This window comes from Dyadobacter sp. HNCC25DJ185, assembly GCF_056895195.1.
In genome coordinates this window covers 280240-299413 of sequence record NZ_JBXHAR010000001.1, presented here as the reverse complement: position 1 = coordinate 299413, position 19174 = coordinate 280240, and the positions used below count along the sequence as shown (strand labels likewise).

Sequence of the window (19174 nt, the reverse complement as noted above, 5' to 3'; positions counted from 1 at the left end):
AAGCGATGAAAATTATTGTAACGGGTTCCTTAGGGAATATCAGTAAGCCACTGACAGAAATATTGGTCGCGCAGGGACATGCGGTAACTGTTGTCAGCAGCGACCCCCAAAAGCGGGCCGCGATTGAAAAGTTGGGCGCCATACCGGCAATCGGGTCAATCTCCGATGTCAGGTTTTTGACCCATACATTCCAGGGTGCCGATGCAGTGTATGCCATGATCCCATTGAGCTTTACCGAGCACGATCTGGGCGCTTATATGCACCGGATGGCGCAAAACTATGCGCAAGCCCTTAAAGAAGCCGGTACCAAAAGGGTCGTCCTGATGAGTGGATGGGCAGCGGACCTGATCAGGTCCGAAAACGTGGAGCATTTATTTGATGGACTGGAAGCCTCCACAACCATCATGCGCCCAGGGTCCTTTTACACCAACTTCTACCAATCCATCAACCTGATCAAAGGCAAAGGCTTCATAGGTAAGTTCCTGACGCTGCGCTACTCCGGTCTTTGGGCTCTGCTGACCGGCAAGACGGGCCTGCTGATGGGCAATTACGGCGGGGAAGACCGGATCGTGTTCGTATCGCCAAAGGACATCGCGGATGCAGTGGCTGAAGAATTGCTCTTGATGCCCGCCGAAAAAACCATTCGTTACGTAGGGAGCGAAGAAATGACCTGTAACCAGGCGGCGAAGATCATTGGCAGCGCGGTAGGCAAACCCTGGCTAAAATGGGTACTGCTATCGGAAAAGGAAATGCTGCGGGGGTTGAAGATGGCTAAGGTGCCGGAAAAGCTGGCAGAGACCCTGGTGGAAATGCAGGCCGCCATGCACAGCGGGAAGACCCTGGAAAACTTTCACCGGAGCAACCCGAAAATGGGCCAGGTCAAACTGGCTGATTTTGCCAGAGAATTTGCGGCAGCTTACCATAAAAAATGACGAACTTTATCTTAGCTATGAACACGAAGCAGCTTTTCCATTTTCATACGATCACCGAATATCACCGGGCTGCGGGCTTGCCTAAACCCGCCCACCCGCTCATAAGCCTGGTGCATATGGACGACCTGAACAGGCCGCTGAGCGAAGGCTCGTTCAGTTTGATCTATGATTTTTATTCGATCTCGATGAAAAGGGTCAGGAATGCTAAATTTAAATACGGCCAGCAGGCCAGCGACTTCGATGAAGGCGTACTGTTCTTTATGTCACCAGGCCAGGTTTTCGGGATGGAAATTGAAAAGGGCAGCGTAATGCACCGTCCCGAAGGCTGGATGATCCTGATCCATCCTGATTATTTGTGGAATACGCCGCTGGCTAAAACCATCAGGCAATACGAATTCTTCCATTACTCGGTTAACGAGGCGCTTTACGTCTCAGACAAAGAGAAAACCATGGTCACAACCATCGCGCAAAATATCGAGCAAGAGTACCACGCCAATATCGACCGCTTCAGTCAAAGTGTGATCATTGCCCAGCTGGAACTACTTCTGACCTATTCGGAGAGGTTCTACCAGCGCCAGTTCATCACCCGCAAGATCAATAGCCATGAAATCCTATCCAAACTGGAAGACCTGCTTACCGATTACTTTAACAGCGGTGCGCTTGCTGTGAAAGGACTGCCCAGCGTTACCTACATTGCCGAAAACTTAAATATCTCACCGGGTTACCTGAGCGGGCTGCTCAAATCCCTGACCGGCCAAAGCACCCAGCAGCATCTGCACGGCAAGCTGATCGAACTGGCCAAGGAAAAGCTATCCACCACCAACCTGTCGGTCAGTGAGATTGCCTACGAGCTGGGCTTTGAACACCTGCAATCCTTTAGTAAGCTTTTCAAAACCAAAACCCGCCTCTCGCCGCTCGAATTCCGTCATTCCTTTAATTGAAAGTTCAAATTGCATTTCGAGGCTTCTGTATGGTGAGCCTACTGCTTCATCCGAGATATCTAAGTCATATGACTATGCCGGGCACGATTATACTAGAGAACGGTATAACCTGGGTAAGGAAACGAATTCCTGTGATTCGGTAACCATCTTTATAGTCAGCTTTTCAAATCACCAAACTGCAAAATGAGTCAATTTAAAGTAAAAGTCCTGTCCTTTGAGCAAATTCAGGAATTGCCCGGATCCTGGGAGAAAAATGATCTGGTCAATCTGCTGGGCGCGATGGATTACCAAAACCCTGGGGAGATCAAGGACTCCGAGCTGAAGGAAATGTGCATGATGTCCCTGACCGACTTTGAGCCTGAAGAAGCCGCAAAGATCGTTTTAGATTATACAATTGCAGGGCGGCTGACAGACGGGCAGATTGAAAACCTTTCACATGAAATCCTGACCGAAAAGCTCTGGGAAGAATATCCCGAATTGTCATTACATCCCGATCTTTTCCGGTCAACGCAACTGCTTTATGATGCTTTCAACGGCAAATTTCCGCGTGCGGAAGCAGTCCGTTTTTCCATCGAAATAGAAGGCGACGTCACTATTTTTAATGAAAATCCAGAACCCGCAATCTTAAGAATCCTTGCAGCCGGCATGTCAGAACGAAGCCTGATCCAGCGCCTGTTTCCTGATCAGATCAAGGGAAACCGTTTTGCTGAAGCACGGGACATCCTTTGGCAGCTGAATGTGATCTCCAGGAGCGCGTCGGCTGTCTCCTATGACATTGTGAGTTCGGCATACTGGCTTGACGAAATAAAATATGCTGATACCTATCAGGCCGAAGCACATGCCGATGTAGATACGGACGAAAACGATGCCAACGGCGATACACAGCACCGGTAAGTGCTGAGAGAGATCCGTTGAGAAGCTTCCCCGGATCTCTCACCGTTCCAGTAGATGCACACCCGAACCGATATGGTTGAAATAAAGGTAGCCTCCCTCCTCGTCGCCTTCGGTTTCAATCCCATCAACCCTGACAGACCTTCCCGGTTTCCCACACTTTGGTACGTATATTTTCGCCGTGACATTGTCTGGAATGTTCACTGTCATGGAGAAACCAGCACCTTTTTTCTCCCAGGCAATACTGATATCACCCCTGTCGGTTGGCGATACGCCGCGTGCCGACGAGAGCTTCCCCTCCATTTCAAGTGGCTTTATCTGAACGAGGTCGTGCTGGGCAGTCAGCGGCTGCAACCCCAGAATATACTGCTGCATAGCCAGCAGGCCCACCGCCCCCCAGGGATGCGACATGCTGTCGTTGTTCAAATAAGCGTTCCAAGACTCCCACGTTACCGTCCCTCCCAGTAAGACGGTTTTTGCCCAGCCATCCCATTCGGTATTGGTGTACAGGTCAATAAGATGTGCGCCCTGGTCCGCCTGGCCCAGCGACTCGGGTAACCAGCGCAGGCTGATCATCCCCACATTCATTTTCCGGCTTTTTATTTCTGCCAACACTGGCCCGATATTCCGTGCAGGAACAATGCCCATCGCCAGGGGGAATATGTTGGCATGCTGGGATACATGCGTACTCTGTGTTTTGTCTGCGTTCAGCCCATCGATATACACGCCATCGTTGTTGATTAGCTGGGAGTTGATTGCAGTTTTGATATGCTCTGCTTTCACCCTGTACTTATCCCGGTCGGCCGTATTGCCAATCAAGCCCGCTATTTTCGAAATCAGATCGAAATCCGCATAAGCGTACACATTGATGACGGTGCGCGATTCTACAGAAACGTCGTAGCCGTATCGCATACTTACCGGCCAGTCGATAATTCCGTGCTCATACAGGCCGTCCCCACCTTTTAGCAGATGGATCAGGCCGGTTTTTTCATTTCGATAAGTATCCACATAGTCGGCGATTTTTTTGAGTCGCTGATAATTTACCCTCAGAAATTCGATATTGCCGGTCTGCATAAAGTAATCCCAGATCCAGACCAGGAACGCCTGGGTGTAATCGGGAATGTCCCGTGCCCCGTCGACATTCGGGTAAACGGCATTCAACCTTCCGTCGGGCCAGTACTGGTCCTGGGAATCCAGAAATTCATGCAAAACGCGGAAATTCATGGTCCTGTCGCCCATAACACGCATGGCTGGCACGGCTTGCGACCAGCCGTCACTGAGAAATGAACCTTTCTCGCGGGTGGGTGTGTCGACAAACCCTTCCTGCGCACCGGCAATCAGCGAGTGGCGCATCAGTTCCCAGACACTGTTCAGCATCGGGTTCGACGAGCTGAAACTGGACCGTGCGGGATCCAGCTCGAAATGACGGCTAACAAAACGCACATTATCTGTATGGACCACATTCGGCGCATGGTCTATTTGCAGATAGCGGACTCCCAGGTACACGTGGGGATTGAAAACCGATGTTTTCCCATTATGAATAAAATAAAAGCCCAGTTTTGTGCCCTGATTGATTTTTGTGGAAACCGTACCGTCTTTTTCCAGGACGTAGCCGCCGTGCATTTTGATGGTATCGCCCGAAATTCCACCCGAAAAGCCTATTTTAAATGAACCGGGATAAATCTTCCCCAGGTCGATCACATATTTACCCCGGCCCAGATCCGTCACTGAAACGGGTTTGATCTCCTCTTCGATCACCCTCGTCAGATCGGCCCGGAGCGTCCCTGTCCAGGGTGCCACCGGGTGCTGACCTATCTCGGTTGCGGGCAGCCAGGCTGAATCGTCAAATTTAAGTGCATCCCAATTGGCGACCGCTTTGCGGGAATCGATCATCTCAATCCGGCCAATGCCTTCGCCATTCCGCTCAGGCTGGCCTGTAACCCACTGGGCGGCCTGCATTTGTTTCCACGTACCGTCGCTGCCGACCACCGTGGTGGTCAGGTCAGTATACTGGATAATCACTTTCATCAGCAAGCCCCGGCTTCCTGTCGCCCTCCCCTGTCCGCCCCCATACCAGTGTGTGAGGCATGCAATTGCGTTCTCGGAACCGCTCAAAACGGATGAAGTGATATCCCACGCGTGATAGTAGCTGTACTGGGGATAATGATTGTTGAACCCTTTGCCGATCAACCTGCCGTTCAGGTACAGCTCGTAACTGTGACAGGACGCCACATAGGCTGTTGCTTTTCTGATGGTCTTACCACGCAACCCGAATTTTTTCCTGAAATAAGTATAATCGTCACCCTCGTCCGTGTTCCGCTTGATCCACCGGGCTCCCGCCCAATCCTCGTTTGTAAGCAGGCCTGTTTCAAAGTTTGCCGGAACAGAATACGGGCTGATGTTCCCGTCACGGTCCCAGGTTCTCACTTTCCAATAGTAACGACTGGCCGACCGAAGTGGCTTCCCTTCCGCATATACATAGTTTTGCATTCTGGACCCGACCTTCCCGCTGTCCCAGATATCCCCCTGGTCAGATTCCAATATCTCCATAGAAGATGCGACCAAAACCTGGTAGGCCGATTGTATTTCGTTGTCGTCGGGGTCGGAGAAATACCACCCGAAATAAGGTGAGTTACCAGTGCCTATCGGGTCATACTTGTCGAAACTTCTCAGGTTACGGGGCTTATCAGGCGCAGCTGCCTTAACGGAAAAAAGAGGCCAAATCACTGACAACCAAATCATTTTAATGGCAATACCGGCGAAATTCTTCATCTCAATCATTCATGTTAAACGATCAATCAATTCCAGGAGCGACCGCGCTACGCGCGACTTTCCGCTTGTACGTCACGAAGCAATCCGGCCGATTTTTGATCCAGGAACAGCTTGCAATCTGCATGCTGCCGAAGGATGCTCGCAGGATAAACATTGGATATCGGCTTTGCCAGACAGTCTTTTACAGCCTGGGCCTTTCGGGCATCCGGCACCGAGCAAATGATATGCGCCGATTTTAATATCTGCCTCACCGACATGCTGATCGCCTGCGTCGGCACTTCATCCAAAGTCTCGAACCACCCTTCTCCCATTTGCTGGCGACGGCACATTTCATCCAGATTAACAATCAGATAGGGGTCTTCCGTATCGAAGTCGGCCGGCGGATCATTGAAAGCCAGATGCCCGTTTTCTCCAATACCAACCAATGCCACGTCGATAGGATGGTCCTCAATGAGCCGTGCCAGTCGCTTTGTCTCTGCGGCCGCATCCCCCTCTCCGTCTATCAGATAGACTGACCCCAGCGCCGGGACTTTGCTCAAAAACCGTTCTTTGAGATACTTTCTAAAACTGGCCCGATGCGTGTCTTTGATACCCATGTATTCGTCAAGATGGAACATGACCACCTTAGACCAGTCGATGTCCTCTTCTTCGACGAGCTGGCCGATCGTTTCGAACTGGCTTGTCCCGGTTGCCAGAATAATATGGGCGTTGCCTTTCCGGGCAATCGCCTTTCTGATGAATGCTGCCGCTTCTTTGCCGGCAGCCATACCCAGCTGTTTTGTCGTCTGAGATACGATTACCTCCATTTTCGCAATAAATTTTAAAATCTGAATAAATTGGTTTCCAAATGCGGCGGGCTTTGAGAGGGGTTCTCAGAAAGACCATCTCCTTATTTTGTGGCCTTTAAAAGCATAGAAAGCCAGGTATAAGTAACAGGGGAAAAGCACCCAGTACGCCAAACGGAGGCTATATGCATCCGCGAAGTGCCCGTAAAAGAGAGGCATCACTGCATTGCCGCAAAGTCCCATGATCAGGATAGAAGCACCGAGTTTGGTAAACCGGCCCAGGTCGCTTAAAGCCAAAGGCCAGATTCCTGCCCAGACCAATGAATTGGCCAAACCGAGGAGTACTACAAACCAGATCGAGATGTCGGTCGTGTGCCCCAGAAAAGTGATCGTTCCATGCAGTGAAATGATCGAGACCGTCAGCACCAAACCCAGAATGGTACAGAACCTTAGCGCGTTCACCTGACTGATCACACGCGGAATCAGTACAATACCCAACAAGTACCCGCAAATCGTACAGAACAGCGTGTAAGAAGGAAAAACCTTCGCTTCCAACAGATCAACCCCCATGGAGTTGGCATAACTGATCACCGTATCAATGGAAACAATCTGCGTTCCTGTATGAAGGAAAATGGCCAGGGCTCCCAGGATGAGATGGGGAAACTGGAAGATGGATGTTTTCCCGGAATTTGCAGCGGCTACCTGCGCAGACTCCTGTTCCGAATCGATTTCCGGCAGCGGCGAAAGGTATAGCAGGATTCCAAAAACAAAAAGCAGCGAACCGATGATTGCATAAGGGGTGACCACCCTTCTGACCAGTTCGTCCAGGGCCGCTCCGCGTTCGGCATCGCTCATCGTAGCAAGCTGGCCAAAGAGCGCGGTATCCGTAGGCCTGAGCACGACTGCTGCAAACAACAGCGGGGCCAGAATGCCGGCCGCCTTGTTGCAGATCCCCATCATACTGATCCGCTGCGCCGCGCGTTCCTTGGCACCCAGGATCGTGACATATGGATTGGTGGCGGTCTGGAGAATCGACAAACCGATCCCGATCGTGAACAATCCCGTTAAAAAAAGCCCGTAAGTCCTCGTCAATGCGGCAGGAACAAAGATGAAAGCCCCCATGGACATCGCCCAGAACCCCAGCATCATCCCTTTCTTGAACCCGAATTTCCGGAGCAGCAAAGAAGCCGGCACCGACATGATCAGGTAGGCAATGTAAAAGGCAAAAGCGACCAGATATGACTGAAAGGAGGTCAGTTCACAGGCGATTTTAAAATAAGGGATCAGGATCGCATTGACCCACGAAAGTAAACCAATGATAAAGAAAAGACCGCCGATAATGAGCAGCGATATGGTTTTATCACGGCTGTTCAACTCATTAATGTCGACAAGCGCCAGTTGATTTTTCATGAAGGATTCAGGTTATGGATTGCTTTGCTGGTTATTTGATCCGTTTTCAATCTTCTTATACTTGATCACCCTGGATTCAAGCCGGTTCAGGCTAACCGACAGCCTTTCCAGCTCGAGTCCGGTCACTGTCTTTTCCTCGCGGGTATCCAGGTCTGTTAACCTGTATCTCGATTCCGGGTCCACGGCCCTCAGTCTCAGAGTAAATTCAGGGCCAGGTGCATGGCCCCTCCGGAAACAGATGATGCAGCCCTCGCCTTTCTCAGGACTATCGTACTGCTGCACCATCCAGCTTTTGTCGCCCAGATCAAAATCAGTCAGCGGATAAAAGTCCCCCATCATGAGATAGGAGTAAGATCGCAGGTCTTCCCACACCTTTTTCACTTTTTCGAACGGAACATCGACTGGTTCATCGGCTTTTGTGCCGATAGAAAGCACTACCGAACTTGTAGCAAGGCTACGGTCTTTATACTTGTCAAAGGTCATTCCCTGTCCCGTCGAATGTATCGGCAGATACATACCCAGTCCGTAAGTCTGGTTCTGGCTCGCTTCATACAGATCAGGAAAGAGCTCACACTCATAGTCCGACCGCCACAGCGGGACGGAACGCTTACAGGTTTCATAGTCGATCCGGCGGCCTCCGCTGGCACAGTTGTCTATGAGCAGGTCGGCTTTTCGTCTCAATAGTTCATCCCAAAACTGGTACAGCCCTTCCACATACCTTATTTCTGTCATCCCGGTTCGGCCCGGCTGGTCGGCCATCAGCCAGAACCTTTCAGGGTCTGCATTGAAATCGCACCGGAAGATGTCGACGTTCCAATCGATCAGGTCCCTGGAAATCAGGTCGGTCATGTATTTCAAAGCCGCCGGGTCGCCCAGATTATACAGCCCCCGATTGGTCCTGTCGGGCTGGCGCAATACCCAGCCAGGATACTTCAACGCGATGGCCGAACCCTGCGAAACACTTTCCGGTTCAAACCAAAGCAGAAATTTCAGGTTATTGCGATGCGCCTCGTCGGCCAGGACCTTCATGCCGCGAGGAAATTTCTGAGGGCTCGGAAACCAGTTGCCGCGCCCGGCCGACCATTTTTCTCCCGGCGGGCCGTCGTACCAGCCTGCATCCAGCCAGTAAACATTCGCTCCCGTTCCGGCTATTTTGCGGATATAATCCAGCTGGTTCGTTTCACTGACCGTCTCCAGGGCCGAGGAGCCGCCGCCCATTGAAAACGTAACCGGCTCTTTTCCATCCCATTTCGGAACGATTTTTTCTCTCATGTAGCGACGAAAAAGATTGTTGCCCCGCATCGCTTCAGCGCCCGTCCAGAACAGAATGCAGACTGAGGGCGAACTGATCTCCTCTCCCGGCTTCAGGTAAAGTTTCATCCTTGCCATGCCCGCCGACATTTTCACCTGGTCGTCGCGTGTGTATGAAAAATCCGATTTCCACGATCCGGACCAGCCGAGCGCGGTTACCAGGCCCATTCCATTGAGTTCCGTGTTCCAGAAAGGCAAGAACGATTCGCTGGACATGCTCGAACGATTAATAGTATACGCATGCTTCTCGTCCGGCACTTCTTTTTCCAGAATTTCTGTAAATGGCATGAAGTCATAACTGGCGTAGTTGCTTCCCTTGTTACTGTGTATCCTGACCGGATTGTAGCTTTGCTTTCTCAGCGAAAACATTTCAGGCTGCTTGAGCTGCACATCCAGGGGCAGCACATTTTGCAGTACGGCACTATTTACGCTGGCCCTGTTTTTAAAAAACAGCCTCCATTCCAGCACCGGCTGGTCTGTGAATTCTGTCAGTTCGCATCGCACTTCGAATGTCTTGTCAGGCTTAGTCCATTTGATTTGATGTAAGATCCGGTCTTTTTGGGGTTTCGAGGCCACCGTTCGGATCCAGCCGCCCAGCAAATCCCGCGAGGAGCGCCCCCCAAGAACAAAGGATAAGGGCAATGCGTTGATGGCGGAATCCTGAAGAGAAAAAGAATCGATCCAGTCCGACTCATTTGGACCGTACACAACATTTGCGTCCGCCCAGTTTGCATGACAATAGCTGAAATTAGCATCCGTGGAATTTACCTTCAGACAGAATTCTGTGACTCCTCCCAGCGGGATATCAACCACGACAGCCTGATCCTGTAAACCCATCGGCTTCGACTGCCACAACTTTCTGCCGTTGGCTTCAATACTGAAAATGATTTTAGAGCTTGCATGCTGGCGGGTAAGTTTGTTTTCATCATATCCGATCTTTGCCTGAAAACGGCGCCCGGGCCTCGGAAGGCGGATCAGCAATTGACTGTTCGCGTGTACGCCCAAACCATGATCGAATTGCCTGCCTGCTATTGTAAGGCGCTCTTTCAGAAACGATTGCTTAAATTTTACTAACTCCCACGGCTGCTCAATCTGCACGATATTTCCCTTTTCCCTTTTGACCCCGAAGCAGTTCTGGGCGACCTGTGCCGGAAATGCCAGCTCGTCCTGATTCGGCAGATAGGGCTTCTCTGTCTGCGAGAATGCCGCCTGACACGAGGCAAGAAACAAGGCTGTCATCATGATCTTTTGAAAATTTTGCAAAAGGAGACGCACAAGGCCCTTGCGACCTGAAAATCCAATTTCCATACATGTTAAGGTTTAGGGTTTAAATTTTCCTGTTAACACCCGTGGTGCCTCCCTTTTCCAGCGAAATATCAACGGGTGTATTGGTTTTCCAAGCCCCGTTCGTAAAGTCAGGAATATCAATCGGACTCGAGCGATGGGCTACCGACCATTCACTGAGCGGCCCCACGCTGCTCCATGACGCTGCATCATATACGTCCTGATCGAGCGGCAAGCCGTTTCTAAGACAGTCGATCAGTCGCCAGTCCATCAGGAAGTCAATGCCGCCGTGCCCTCCTACCTGCCTGGCCAGTTCGCCGATCCGTTTTACGATTTCGGGATTATACTTTTCTTCCAGCCGTTTGAGCTCATCCTCCGATACCCACTCATGCCCCTGGGATATCTTTGAAGGGTAAGGATATTTCAGCGCTGAGCCCTTAGTCCCGCTCACCAGATAGATCTGGGATTTGACCCTTGGAGAGGAAACATCATGCTGCAACATGATTGTTCTTCCTCTTTGGGTTTTGATAGTAGTCGTATTCATATTCCCGCGAAAATGCTGTCCCGCAAACTCCTTGAAGTCCGGATCGGTTTTCGCCAGTTCCTCTGCCCTTTTTTTGAGCATGAAATCATTGCTCGACATCGAAACCAGGTAATCCATTTGATCCCCCCGATTCACATCCAGGATCCAGCACACCGGACCCAGCCCATGCGTGGGATACAGATTTCCGTCGCGGTTCATATTTTCCCGCAGACGCCAAAGATTATAGCGACCGTTCTTATCAAAGAGAGAATTGAAAATATCGTGGATATAAGCCCCTTCCACGTGAATGATATCGCCAAAATAACCCTGCCTGGCCATATTGAGCGTGAGTAGTCCGAAAAAGTCGTAGCAGTCATTTTCGAGCATCATGCAATGCTTCCGGGTACGTTCGGACATCTCTACCAGCTTCCAGCAATCTTCTACGGTAGTCGCAGCCGGGATTTCAACGGCTACATGTTTGCCTTGCTGCATGGCATATAGGGCCATCGGCGTATGCAAGTGCCAGGGTGTACAGATATAAACCAGGTCGATGTCATCGCGTTCGCATAGCTTTTTCCAGATTTCCTCGCTTCCCGAATAGAGTACGGGGTTGCTGGATGTTCCCTCGCAATGCTTTTTTGCGAATGCTGCCTTTTCCGGCCTGATGTCGCAAATTGCCTTCACATGGATGTTTTTCAAATTCAGAATCCGTTGCACAGCGCCTTCGCCCCTGCTGCCTACGCCAATATAACCGATTCGGACGGTATCGATCTTAGGCGCCGCATAACCGGACATGTTGAATCGGTTCCAACCCTTGCGAAAGTTGGCGGGCTGTGAACCAGGAGCAGCAGCATACGTGGCAGCACCCGATGCAAATCCGGAGCCTGCCATGCCTATACTGCCCAAACTGAAGTGTTTTAAAAAGTCTCTTTTTTTCATTGGGTTTAAAATTTAGAATGTATCCGGGCCACAGGACCTTTTTTACGGTCCATTCCGGTTCCTGAAAATTCATAGGTTCTTATCTTGCCTACCTCTTGGGCCGGTTACTCCAGATCGCAGATTGCGGATCAAAGGCGATCGGAATGACACCCCTGATCGGTAGCCAGCTTGTATAATAATTGCCGTATGCACCGGCCGTGGTAAAATCTGTAAGATAAACGGGCGTCCCTGTGGCGTTTACCCTGAAAAGCACCCAGGGCTTGATCGTCCTGTCGGTGGATGCGGAGGTAAGTCGCAGGTTTTCAACCCGTATTTCCGGAATCTGATCCGCATCCATGCTATTGTAGACCGGATCAAAGGCGAGCAGCAGCGGCCCGTAGTAAACAGAGGTTTTGTCGGCAGTTTGCTGATCACCCACCCAATAATGCGGCGTCATATCAAACGTGACGTCAATCACATCTCCCGGTTTCCAGTTCCTCGAAAGAACATGGTAAGAGCCCGCTTTTATTTCCTTGACAGCCTTCCCGTTCACAGCTAAACGGGTACCGGCCGACCAGGAAGGAATCCTCAGCCGGACATCGAATGTTTCCGCCGCCTCAGGGTTAACCCGGACACTCACTCTCCCGCCCCTGGGGTAATCCGTTTTCTGGATCAATTGAAGCCTTTTACCCGCAGGCGTTTTTAAATCCAGTTGAGAAGGCCCGTAAAAATTGAGCACCACACCTTTGGCAGAACTTAGAACCGCCCATTCCGAAAGCAATGCCAATCCACGCGGCGCATTCACAGAGCAACAATTCAGCTCGGGACTGCCCGCACGGCACTGAAAATTGATGGTATGTGCCGAAGCTTCTTTGACCCCGTCCATAGGCGTATTATAAGTCCACCAGCGCCCACTGGGGTGTTGACCGCCGAGCAGGCCATTGTAAGTAGATAGTTCCAGCTCATCGGCTACCCGGGAATCGCCCGTGAGTTTCAGCATGGCAATGCTCATATCTATCCAGGCCACGGTGCAGCACGTTTCGATCGGGTCGGGCAGGTACGGGTTTCCTTTGGCCGCCTCTCCGGATGTAAAGCCGCCCGTATTGTGGCGATCTCCCTTGAGTATGCTGTACCAGATATGCGTAAAGGCATCACGGAATCGCTGTTCGCCCGTAATCAGATACATATCATACATCCCCAGAAAACCATGCAGGCTCTCCCAGCGGTTTCCCGGAAACTGGTACATATCCTTTCCCGCCAGCGCATTCGACATATATTCTCCGGCTCCAGGCAGATCCCACTCTTTCACGATCCAGCGGGCCATATCCAGGTAGGACGGTTTACCGGTTAACTTGTAAAGCTGGGTAAAGGCATGGATCACCGAGTAGTTCATCTGACCCTGGCTGCCATCGTTAGTGAGATGGAAGTCTTTGTTCAGGAATTTTTCTACAATCAAATCGGCAGCCCTGGCAGCCACTTGCAAAGCGTGGGGAGCGCTGAAATCCTGGTGGTAAAGCAGGAGTGCCTGGATAGCCCAGTAATGCCCCCAGATATCCCAGTTGGACCCTGTCAGACGGCTTTGCTGATCGAAAGCGCCCAGGTAACCATCGGCCCCCTGGCTTTTCATGAAACGTTCGCTTAGATTGGTAATCAGCTCTTTCTGTCTGGGATCCCTTAAAATCCGGTAACTCAGGATCGATTGACAGAGGTACTTTCCGATAAACTCGCCTGACCATGGCAGTGGATTGCGCGATGGCTTACGGTCACGGTCGTAAAACATCTCGACCATTGCCGGATTGGCCTCAGGAGCTTTGAGCTCCCAGTTTTCAAGGTTTGCTTTTAATCTTTCTCCTATTACCCCTCCAAATGACATCCTGAGTCCCGGAGGTGTCAGAAAAACCGGCGCGTTGGCAACGGGAGACATTTTGCCCGAAGGCTGTGCATTTCCATGCAGCGAAAGACAACACAGGCAAGCCCACAGAAGGCACCGGCCCCCAACTTTAAAAATGGTCCTACTAAACATGTATTCTACTATTTGAAATTGTACCGAACGCGAACTGATACGTTGATCACCCGTTCCTGAAACAAGCTGGTTATGTCCGGCCCAATTGTCCGGAGCAAGCGGTATGTCTGTATATCAGATTAATCTGAGCGTTCCTGTCAAGGGCAGGTTCTGAGCCTGGCTGCCATTTCAGTCAGTATTGGATCAGCTATTTTCAGCCGCCACAATTTTACAATATTTCTATGTCAACTTTTCGGCTCGAACAATAAATAGTAGCGGTAACGTTATCGGAACTGATCGCACCTCTTAGGCGACGTTTTTTTACGACTTAAACACTTCGTTATCAGACATTTTTGATACTATCTGGCATTTAGTAACCTGGTCAGAAAGTTACCTTCTGAGCGACTGATTTTTTGAAATGAATCGCCTTCATATCTTCCTGATACCTCACGGTATATTTGCCCGGTCGGTCAGCAGTAATGACCAGCCCGGTCAGTTTGCCGCCCTTCCAGGTGATGTCGACGGTGTAGCCTCCCTGTCCCCTCAATCCTTTGATGGACCCCTCTGTCCAGCCTGGGGGGAGCGCAGGCAAAATGTGAAGCTCGCCGTTCTGAGATTGCAGCAACATCTCGGCAATTGCGGCCGCGCCACCGAAATTTCCGTCAATCTGGAAAGGCGGGTGCGTGTCGAACAGGTTGTTGAGCGTGCTTCGCTGAAGTAGTAACTGCAAATTTTCTCCAGCCTTGCTGCCATCAAGCAGCCTTGCATAAAAATTGGTGATCCATGCCCTGCTCCAGCCCGTTTGCCCCCCGCCGTTGGAGAGGCGCCTGGCTATTGTCTTTTTTGCCGCTTCGAAAAGTACCGGCTCTTTGGGAGAGATCAGGTTCAAAGGGTGCAAACCCAGCATGTGTGAAATGTGACGGTGCCCGGGCTCGGTTTCCTCATAGTCCTGGATCCATTCCTGCAATGTGCCGTTTGCCGCTACTTTGAGCGGCGGCAGTTGTTTCTGAGCCGCTTTTACCTGAGCTACCAAACCGGCATCCAGGTTCAGCACCTGCGCTGCTTTCAGGTAATAATTAAATAGTCCGTGAATGATTTCCGTATCGATCGTGGCAGCGTAAGAGAGTTGCGAACTTTCCTTTTTATCTGTTCCGGGTACAAAAAAGGCATTTTCAGGCGAGTGGGACGGATTGGTAACCAGGAACCCTTCCGGGGACCTGACCAGAAAATCCAGCACGAATTCTACCGAGCCTTTCATGATAGGGTAAGCACTTTTCCGAAGGTAATTGAGATCGCCGGTGTAGGCATAATGTTCGTAAAGCGGGAAAGTCATCCACGGTCCTGCCATTGGCGATACGCCCCAGACACCGTCGGCCGCGGCCGTCCGCCCGAAAGGATCGGTTAAATGATGCAATGTCCAGCCACGCGCCTTGTACATTTCCTTCGCGGTAGCGCCTCCAGGCCCTGTGATCTTTTCCATGAAGTGGACCAGCGGCTCAGCCGTTTCGGACAGATTGCCCGATTCAGCAGGCCAGTAATTCATCTGCAGGTTGATATTCGTATGGAAATCCGAATTCCAGGCAGCTTCGTAGCTGTCATTCCAGATACCCTGAAGATTGGCTGGCAAACGGCCGGGCTTACGTGAAGAAGCCATCAGCAAATATCTTCCGTACTGATAATACAAAGCGATCAGACCCAGGTCCACGCCGCCTGCTTTTACCCGGTTCAGCCGCTCGTCCGTAGGCAGCTCATTGTGATTCTCCGCGCCCAGCTTCAAACTCACGCGATCAAAAAAAGAGCGGTGGTCATCGGTATGGATCTTTCTCAGCACCGCTTCCGTCTTTCCGGTTGTAGCCCCCAGTTTGGCGTTGCATATGGCAATGGGGTCAATAGAAGTGTCGAAATCAAGCTTTTCTACGTTATAATCCGTCGCGCCCGTCAGCACGATCACCAGCTTTCTCGCACCTTTGATCTTGAACCCGGAACTGGTCGCAGACTGCATGGCCGAGGATTTCCCATCCGTCTCCAGTAGTTTCATGGCAGCCGCAAATCGCATGTGCTTTCCTGCCGGTCCCGCCTGCTTATCCTCCTTGTCATCAATCTGACCTTTAAAAAAAGCGGTTCCGGCCGCGCTTTGGTAGCTGGTTACGTCCCGGTCCCTGCTGAGATAAATGTCCGTATCCATTGGCTGAGCGGCTGTGATCGTGAGTACCATCACGTCACCAGGCGCCGAAACATATACTTCCTGTGAAACTTTATTTCCCTTTACTGTAAATTCTGTCCTGGAAATTCCGGTAGAGAGCGTCAGGTCCCGCCGGTAGCTTTCGGCAGTTTCCTTAAAAGGATATTCAATAAACAGGTTTCCAAGCGGCTGATAGGAACGCACCCGGGGAGGTGTCCCCACCATGTACCTGTCCGCAAGCGCGACTGCGTTTTTATATTCACCTTTGAAAATCGCCTGCTGGATCTCCGCCAGGTGCGCGGCCGATTGCGGATTGTTATTATTGATCTTGCTACCTGCCCACACACTCTCTTCATTGAGCTGGATCAGCTCCTTGTCGTAGCGCCCATGCACCATTCCTCCTAACCGGCCGTTGCCTACCGGCAATGCGTCCGTCCATTCTTTGGCTGGCGCCTTGTACCACAAAGCCATGTCATTTTGCGCAGCCGAACGAAAACCGGCAAACAAGAGAAAAATAATACAGGTGTACGGGCTTAATTTCATGGTATGTCGTATAGAAAAGAAATGTTTTATTATCGTAACTGATTGTCTGTGAACTATATTTTGCTTTTGAAATGCCGGTCTGCAAAATTCAGGAAATACTGCCAGTCAAGGTGGGTCAGCTCGTGATCTCCTTTCCTGAGATGGTAGCCGACAACACCATTTCCTGCGCCCTTCCCAGGCTCAGGCTGCTGATCGCTTTCCAATCCGGCGAGTCCGTATAATTTATAAACCGGACCTGCATGGTAGGCTGCCAGGTATTCTCCCTTAGGGTCCGCCCAGGTATCTTCCACCGCACTCGCCACATACACAGGCCTTGGCGCAATCAGAGCAATCAACGCATGTGCATCCACCGGCAGCTCTTTTTCGCGACCGCTGTACTTGCTGAAATTCCCACAAAACCAGTAAGGCACAGTCCGGGTAAGATCTGCAATCGTTTCTCCAAAATTCCTCCTGTACAATGACGCGCCCCCTTCTCCCGAATTGTTGGAGATGACCATGGCCAATCTTTGATCCAATGCCCCGGCCCAAAGTGCAGCCTTCCCCAGCCGCGAATGCCCCAGCACGGCTACTTTTCCGGCATCGACCTGCCGGTCGGTAACCAGGTAATCCATCGCCCGGCTCAATCCCCACGACCACGCCGCTATACTTCCCCAGTCGCCCGGCCCGGGCCTGGGGAACAATGCATGGATATCGTCCGGAGATCGTTCCGCACGGTCCAGCTCAATGTCGCCCTGGTATACCGTCGCCAGCCCATAACCGCGCGCCAGCATTTCCTCCACCGGCCACCTCGCGGCCCTCGAACCCCGGCTGGCAGAAGTTGAAAAATGGTTGGCGATCCCGCGAGCATGGTCGTATCTCATCCAGCGCCGGCTCATGCTAATTCCGGTATCAGCGTGAATAGAGTGGTTGCCTTCGAAATTGAGTGCCAGAAATACCGGCACAGGCTTGCTGGCACCGGCGGGAAGGTACAGCAACAGGTCCATTTTCGGTTTATCCTTTTCGGTAAAATAAATCGTGATCTGTTTCCTGACCGCCCTCCCGTCCAATGCCTTTTCGTCAACAGAAGTCACCACAACCCGCATCGGGAGTTTACGAACAGGCGTTTTTCCAAAGACATTCTCTTCAAAAAGGGCCACGATTTCGGGCCGCCTTATCATCTCCCAGTCCTTTTTACTATGCACGATCGTGCCCGCATTTGTTTTGAGCACCTCGGGCAAAATAAATGCACCTACTTTGCTTTCATCCTCATTGGTTTCCGCTTCCTGGGCAAAACCAGAAACGGTAAACAGCAGGAAGGCCAGGCCGATAAGGATGATTGCTTTCATCATGGTATGTCAAATCTTAGGTTCCCATCCCGGCTCATAGGCACGGCTCCACAGTTTCATCGCCTGCTGATCATCAATGTGCCCGTTTTTAGGGTTAGTCTTAAGTGATTTGCCTGTTCGGTATGAAATATTGGCCAAATGACTCAGCAACGTACTTCGGGCGCCATCTTCAATCGTTGAGTTTTGCTTTTCCGTACCCCTCACCGCATTGAAAAAGTTAACAAGGTGCCTGGTGGACATATCCCCGCCACCGCCGAGCACGGTTCCTGCCTCCTTACCTTTCGCCTGGCTGTCCCGGATCAGCTTGCCCATCCGGTCGTACAACCTGAACCCTCCCCTGTCCACAAATACCGTCCCCTCCGTTCCGTAAATGATCGTACCCCGCCCTGCCCCGTAGGTCGTGTAGGCGGTGCGGCTTTTGCAATCCCATTTGATGACCTTGTTTCCCGGAAACCTGTAGGTAACATCCATGGTGTCGTACATAGTCCACCCGTCATCCACGAAATGTCGCTTGGCAGCCCGCGCTTCTACCTGCTCCGGGAAATCCACCTGCAGGGCCCATCGCGCCACATCCAGCTCATGCGTACCATTGTTACCCGACTCGGCAGTACCGAAGTCCCAGCCATACCAGTGCCAGTTGTAATCCCAGGTATCGTGCATATACTTTTTTCTGGGCGAAGGCCCCTGGAACAAGTCCCAGTCGAGGCCCTCAGGGACAGGCGCTATCTTCGGCACAGGGGTTTCCTCCCTGTCGCTCGAATAAAATGCGACGGCCTCATAGGGTTTGCCGATCACCCCATTGTGTATTTCGCTGACGATCTGCACCGACTCAGCCGCAGAACGCTGCTGGTTGCCCATCTGGACAATCTTATTGTATTTTCTCTGCACCTCCACCAGGAGCTCCCCTTCCCGGGGATTGTGGCTGCAGGGTTTTTCCACGTATACATGCTTGCCGGCTTTCACAGCCATGATCGTTCCCGGCGCATGCCAGTGGTCGGGCGTGGCATTGATCAGCACATCTATTTCCCGATCTTCCACAACCTTTCTGAAATCATTTTCAAGCCTTGGCTTATAGTCAATATGCTTTGCGAACTCCCCCGCAGCCCTGTTGCGCTGGCGTTCCATCACATCGCATAAAGTTACCAGTCTTACATTGCTGGTTTTGAGGGAAACAGGTTCAAAATAGGCGTCCAGCCTCCTGCCTAACCCGGCAATGGCAACATGAAGGCGATCGTTCGCACCCGATATCCTTGCGTAACTGGCCGCGCTCATTCCCTTGATGATACCGCCAAAAACAAGTGCGCTGCTACCCGCAACTGTCTTTTTAATAAAATCCCTCCTTGCGTTTTCCATGC

The 19174-nt window shown here is 51.4% G+C and carries 12 protein-coding genes; 3 read left to right on the top strand and 9 right to left on the bottom strand.

From position 1 onward, the window contains the following. The first annotated feature begins 5 nt into the window (after positions 1-5). The 3 genes from AC1XUF_RS01195 to AC1XUF_RS01185 all read left to right on the top strand — a co-directional run bounded on the left by AC1XUF_RS01195 (position 6) and on the right by AC1XUF_RS01185 (position 2767). Positions 6-932, top strand: coding sequence for an NAD(P)H-binding protein (locus tag AC1XUF_RS01195; RefSeq protein ID WP_483339754.1), 927 nt, complete (start codon positions 6-8; stop codon positions 930-932). Further along, entirely contained in the window at positions 929-1873 is a 945-nt protein-coding gene (locus AC1XUF_RS01190) for a helix-turn-helix domain-containing protein (RefSeq protein WP_483339753.1), read from the top strand. Before AC1XUF_RS01195 ends, AC1XUF_RS01190 begins: the two co-directional genes overlap by 4 nt. Positions 1874-2056: 183 nt before the next feature. Next, on the top strand, positions 2057-2767 hold the full coding sequence (locus AC1XUF_RS01185; protein ID WP_483339752.1) for a hypothetical protein: 711 nt from the start codon (positions 2057-2059) through the stop codon (positions 2765-2767). 39 nt (positions 2768-2806) lie between these two features. Here the strand turns inward: AC1XUF_RS01185 and AC1XUF_RS01180 are convergent, their stop codons facing one another. The 9 genes from AC1XUF_RS01180 to AC1XUF_RS01140 form a co-directional block, all read right to left on the bottom strand. Then, positions 2807-5536: a family 78 glycoside hydrolase catalytic domain gene (locus AC1XUF_RS01180; protein ID WP_483339750.1), complete on the bottom strand. Its 2730-nt coding sequence runs from the start codon at positions 5534-5536 to the stop codon at positions 2807-2809. Positions 5537-5583: 47 nt separating this feature from the next. After that, positions 5584-6342, bottom strand: a complete 759-nt coding sequence (locus AC1XUF_RS01175) for a glucosamine-6-phosphate deaminase (protein WP_483339749.1) — start codon at positions 6340-6342, stop codon at positions 5584-5586. A gap of 66 nt (positions 6343-6408) precedes the next feature. Then, positions 6409-7731: a sugar MFS transporter gene (locus AC1XUF_RS01170; protein ID WP_483339747.1), complete on the bottom strand. Its 1323-nt coding sequence runs from the start codon at positions 7729-7731 to the stop codon at positions 6409-6411. Between the two features lie 12 nt (positions 7732-7743). Further along, positions 7744-10350: an alpha-galactosidase gene (locus tag AC1XUF_RS01165; protein ID WP_483339746.1), complete on the bottom strand. Its 2607-nt coding sequence runs from the start codon at positions 10348-10350 to the stop codon at positions 7744-7746. 19 nt (positions 10351-10369) lie between these two features. Further along, a complete protein-coding gene (locus AC1XUF_RS01160; RefSeq protein WP_483339745.1) occupies positions 10370-11788 on the bottom strand; it encodes a Gfo/Idh/MocA family protein in 1419 nt (472 codons plus the stop codon). 88 nt (positions 11789-11876) lie between these two features. Beyond that, positions 11877-13790: a beta-L-arabinofuranosidase domain-containing protein gene (locus AC1XUF_RS01155; protein ID WP_483339744.1), complete on the bottom strand. Its 1914-nt coding sequence runs from the start codon at positions 13788-13790 to the stop codon at positions 11877-11879. Positions 13791-14151: 361 nt separating this feature from the next. Beyond that, positions 14152-16494, bottom strand: a complete 2343-nt coding sequence (locus AC1XUF_RS01150; protein ID WP_483339743.1) for a glycoside hydrolase family 95 protein — start codon at positions 16492-16494, stop codon at positions 14152-14154. A gap of 53 nt (positions 16495-16547) precedes the next feature. Continuing rightward, the gene (locus tag AC1XUF_RS01145; RefSeq protein WP_483339742.1) at positions 16548-17822 is read right to left on the bottom strand and encodes a glucuronyl esterase domain-containing protein; all 1275 of its coding nucleotides are present in this window, start codon (positions 17820-17822) and stop codon (positions 16548-16550) included. A 6-nt stretch (positions 17823-17828) separates the two neighbouring features. Beyond that, positions 17829-19172, bottom strand: a complete 1344-nt coding sequence (locus AC1XUF_RS01140) for a Gfo/Idh/MocA family protein (protein ID WP_483339741.1) — start codon at positions 19170-19172, stop codon at positions 17829-17831. Positions 19173-19174: the final 2 nt, after the last annotated feature.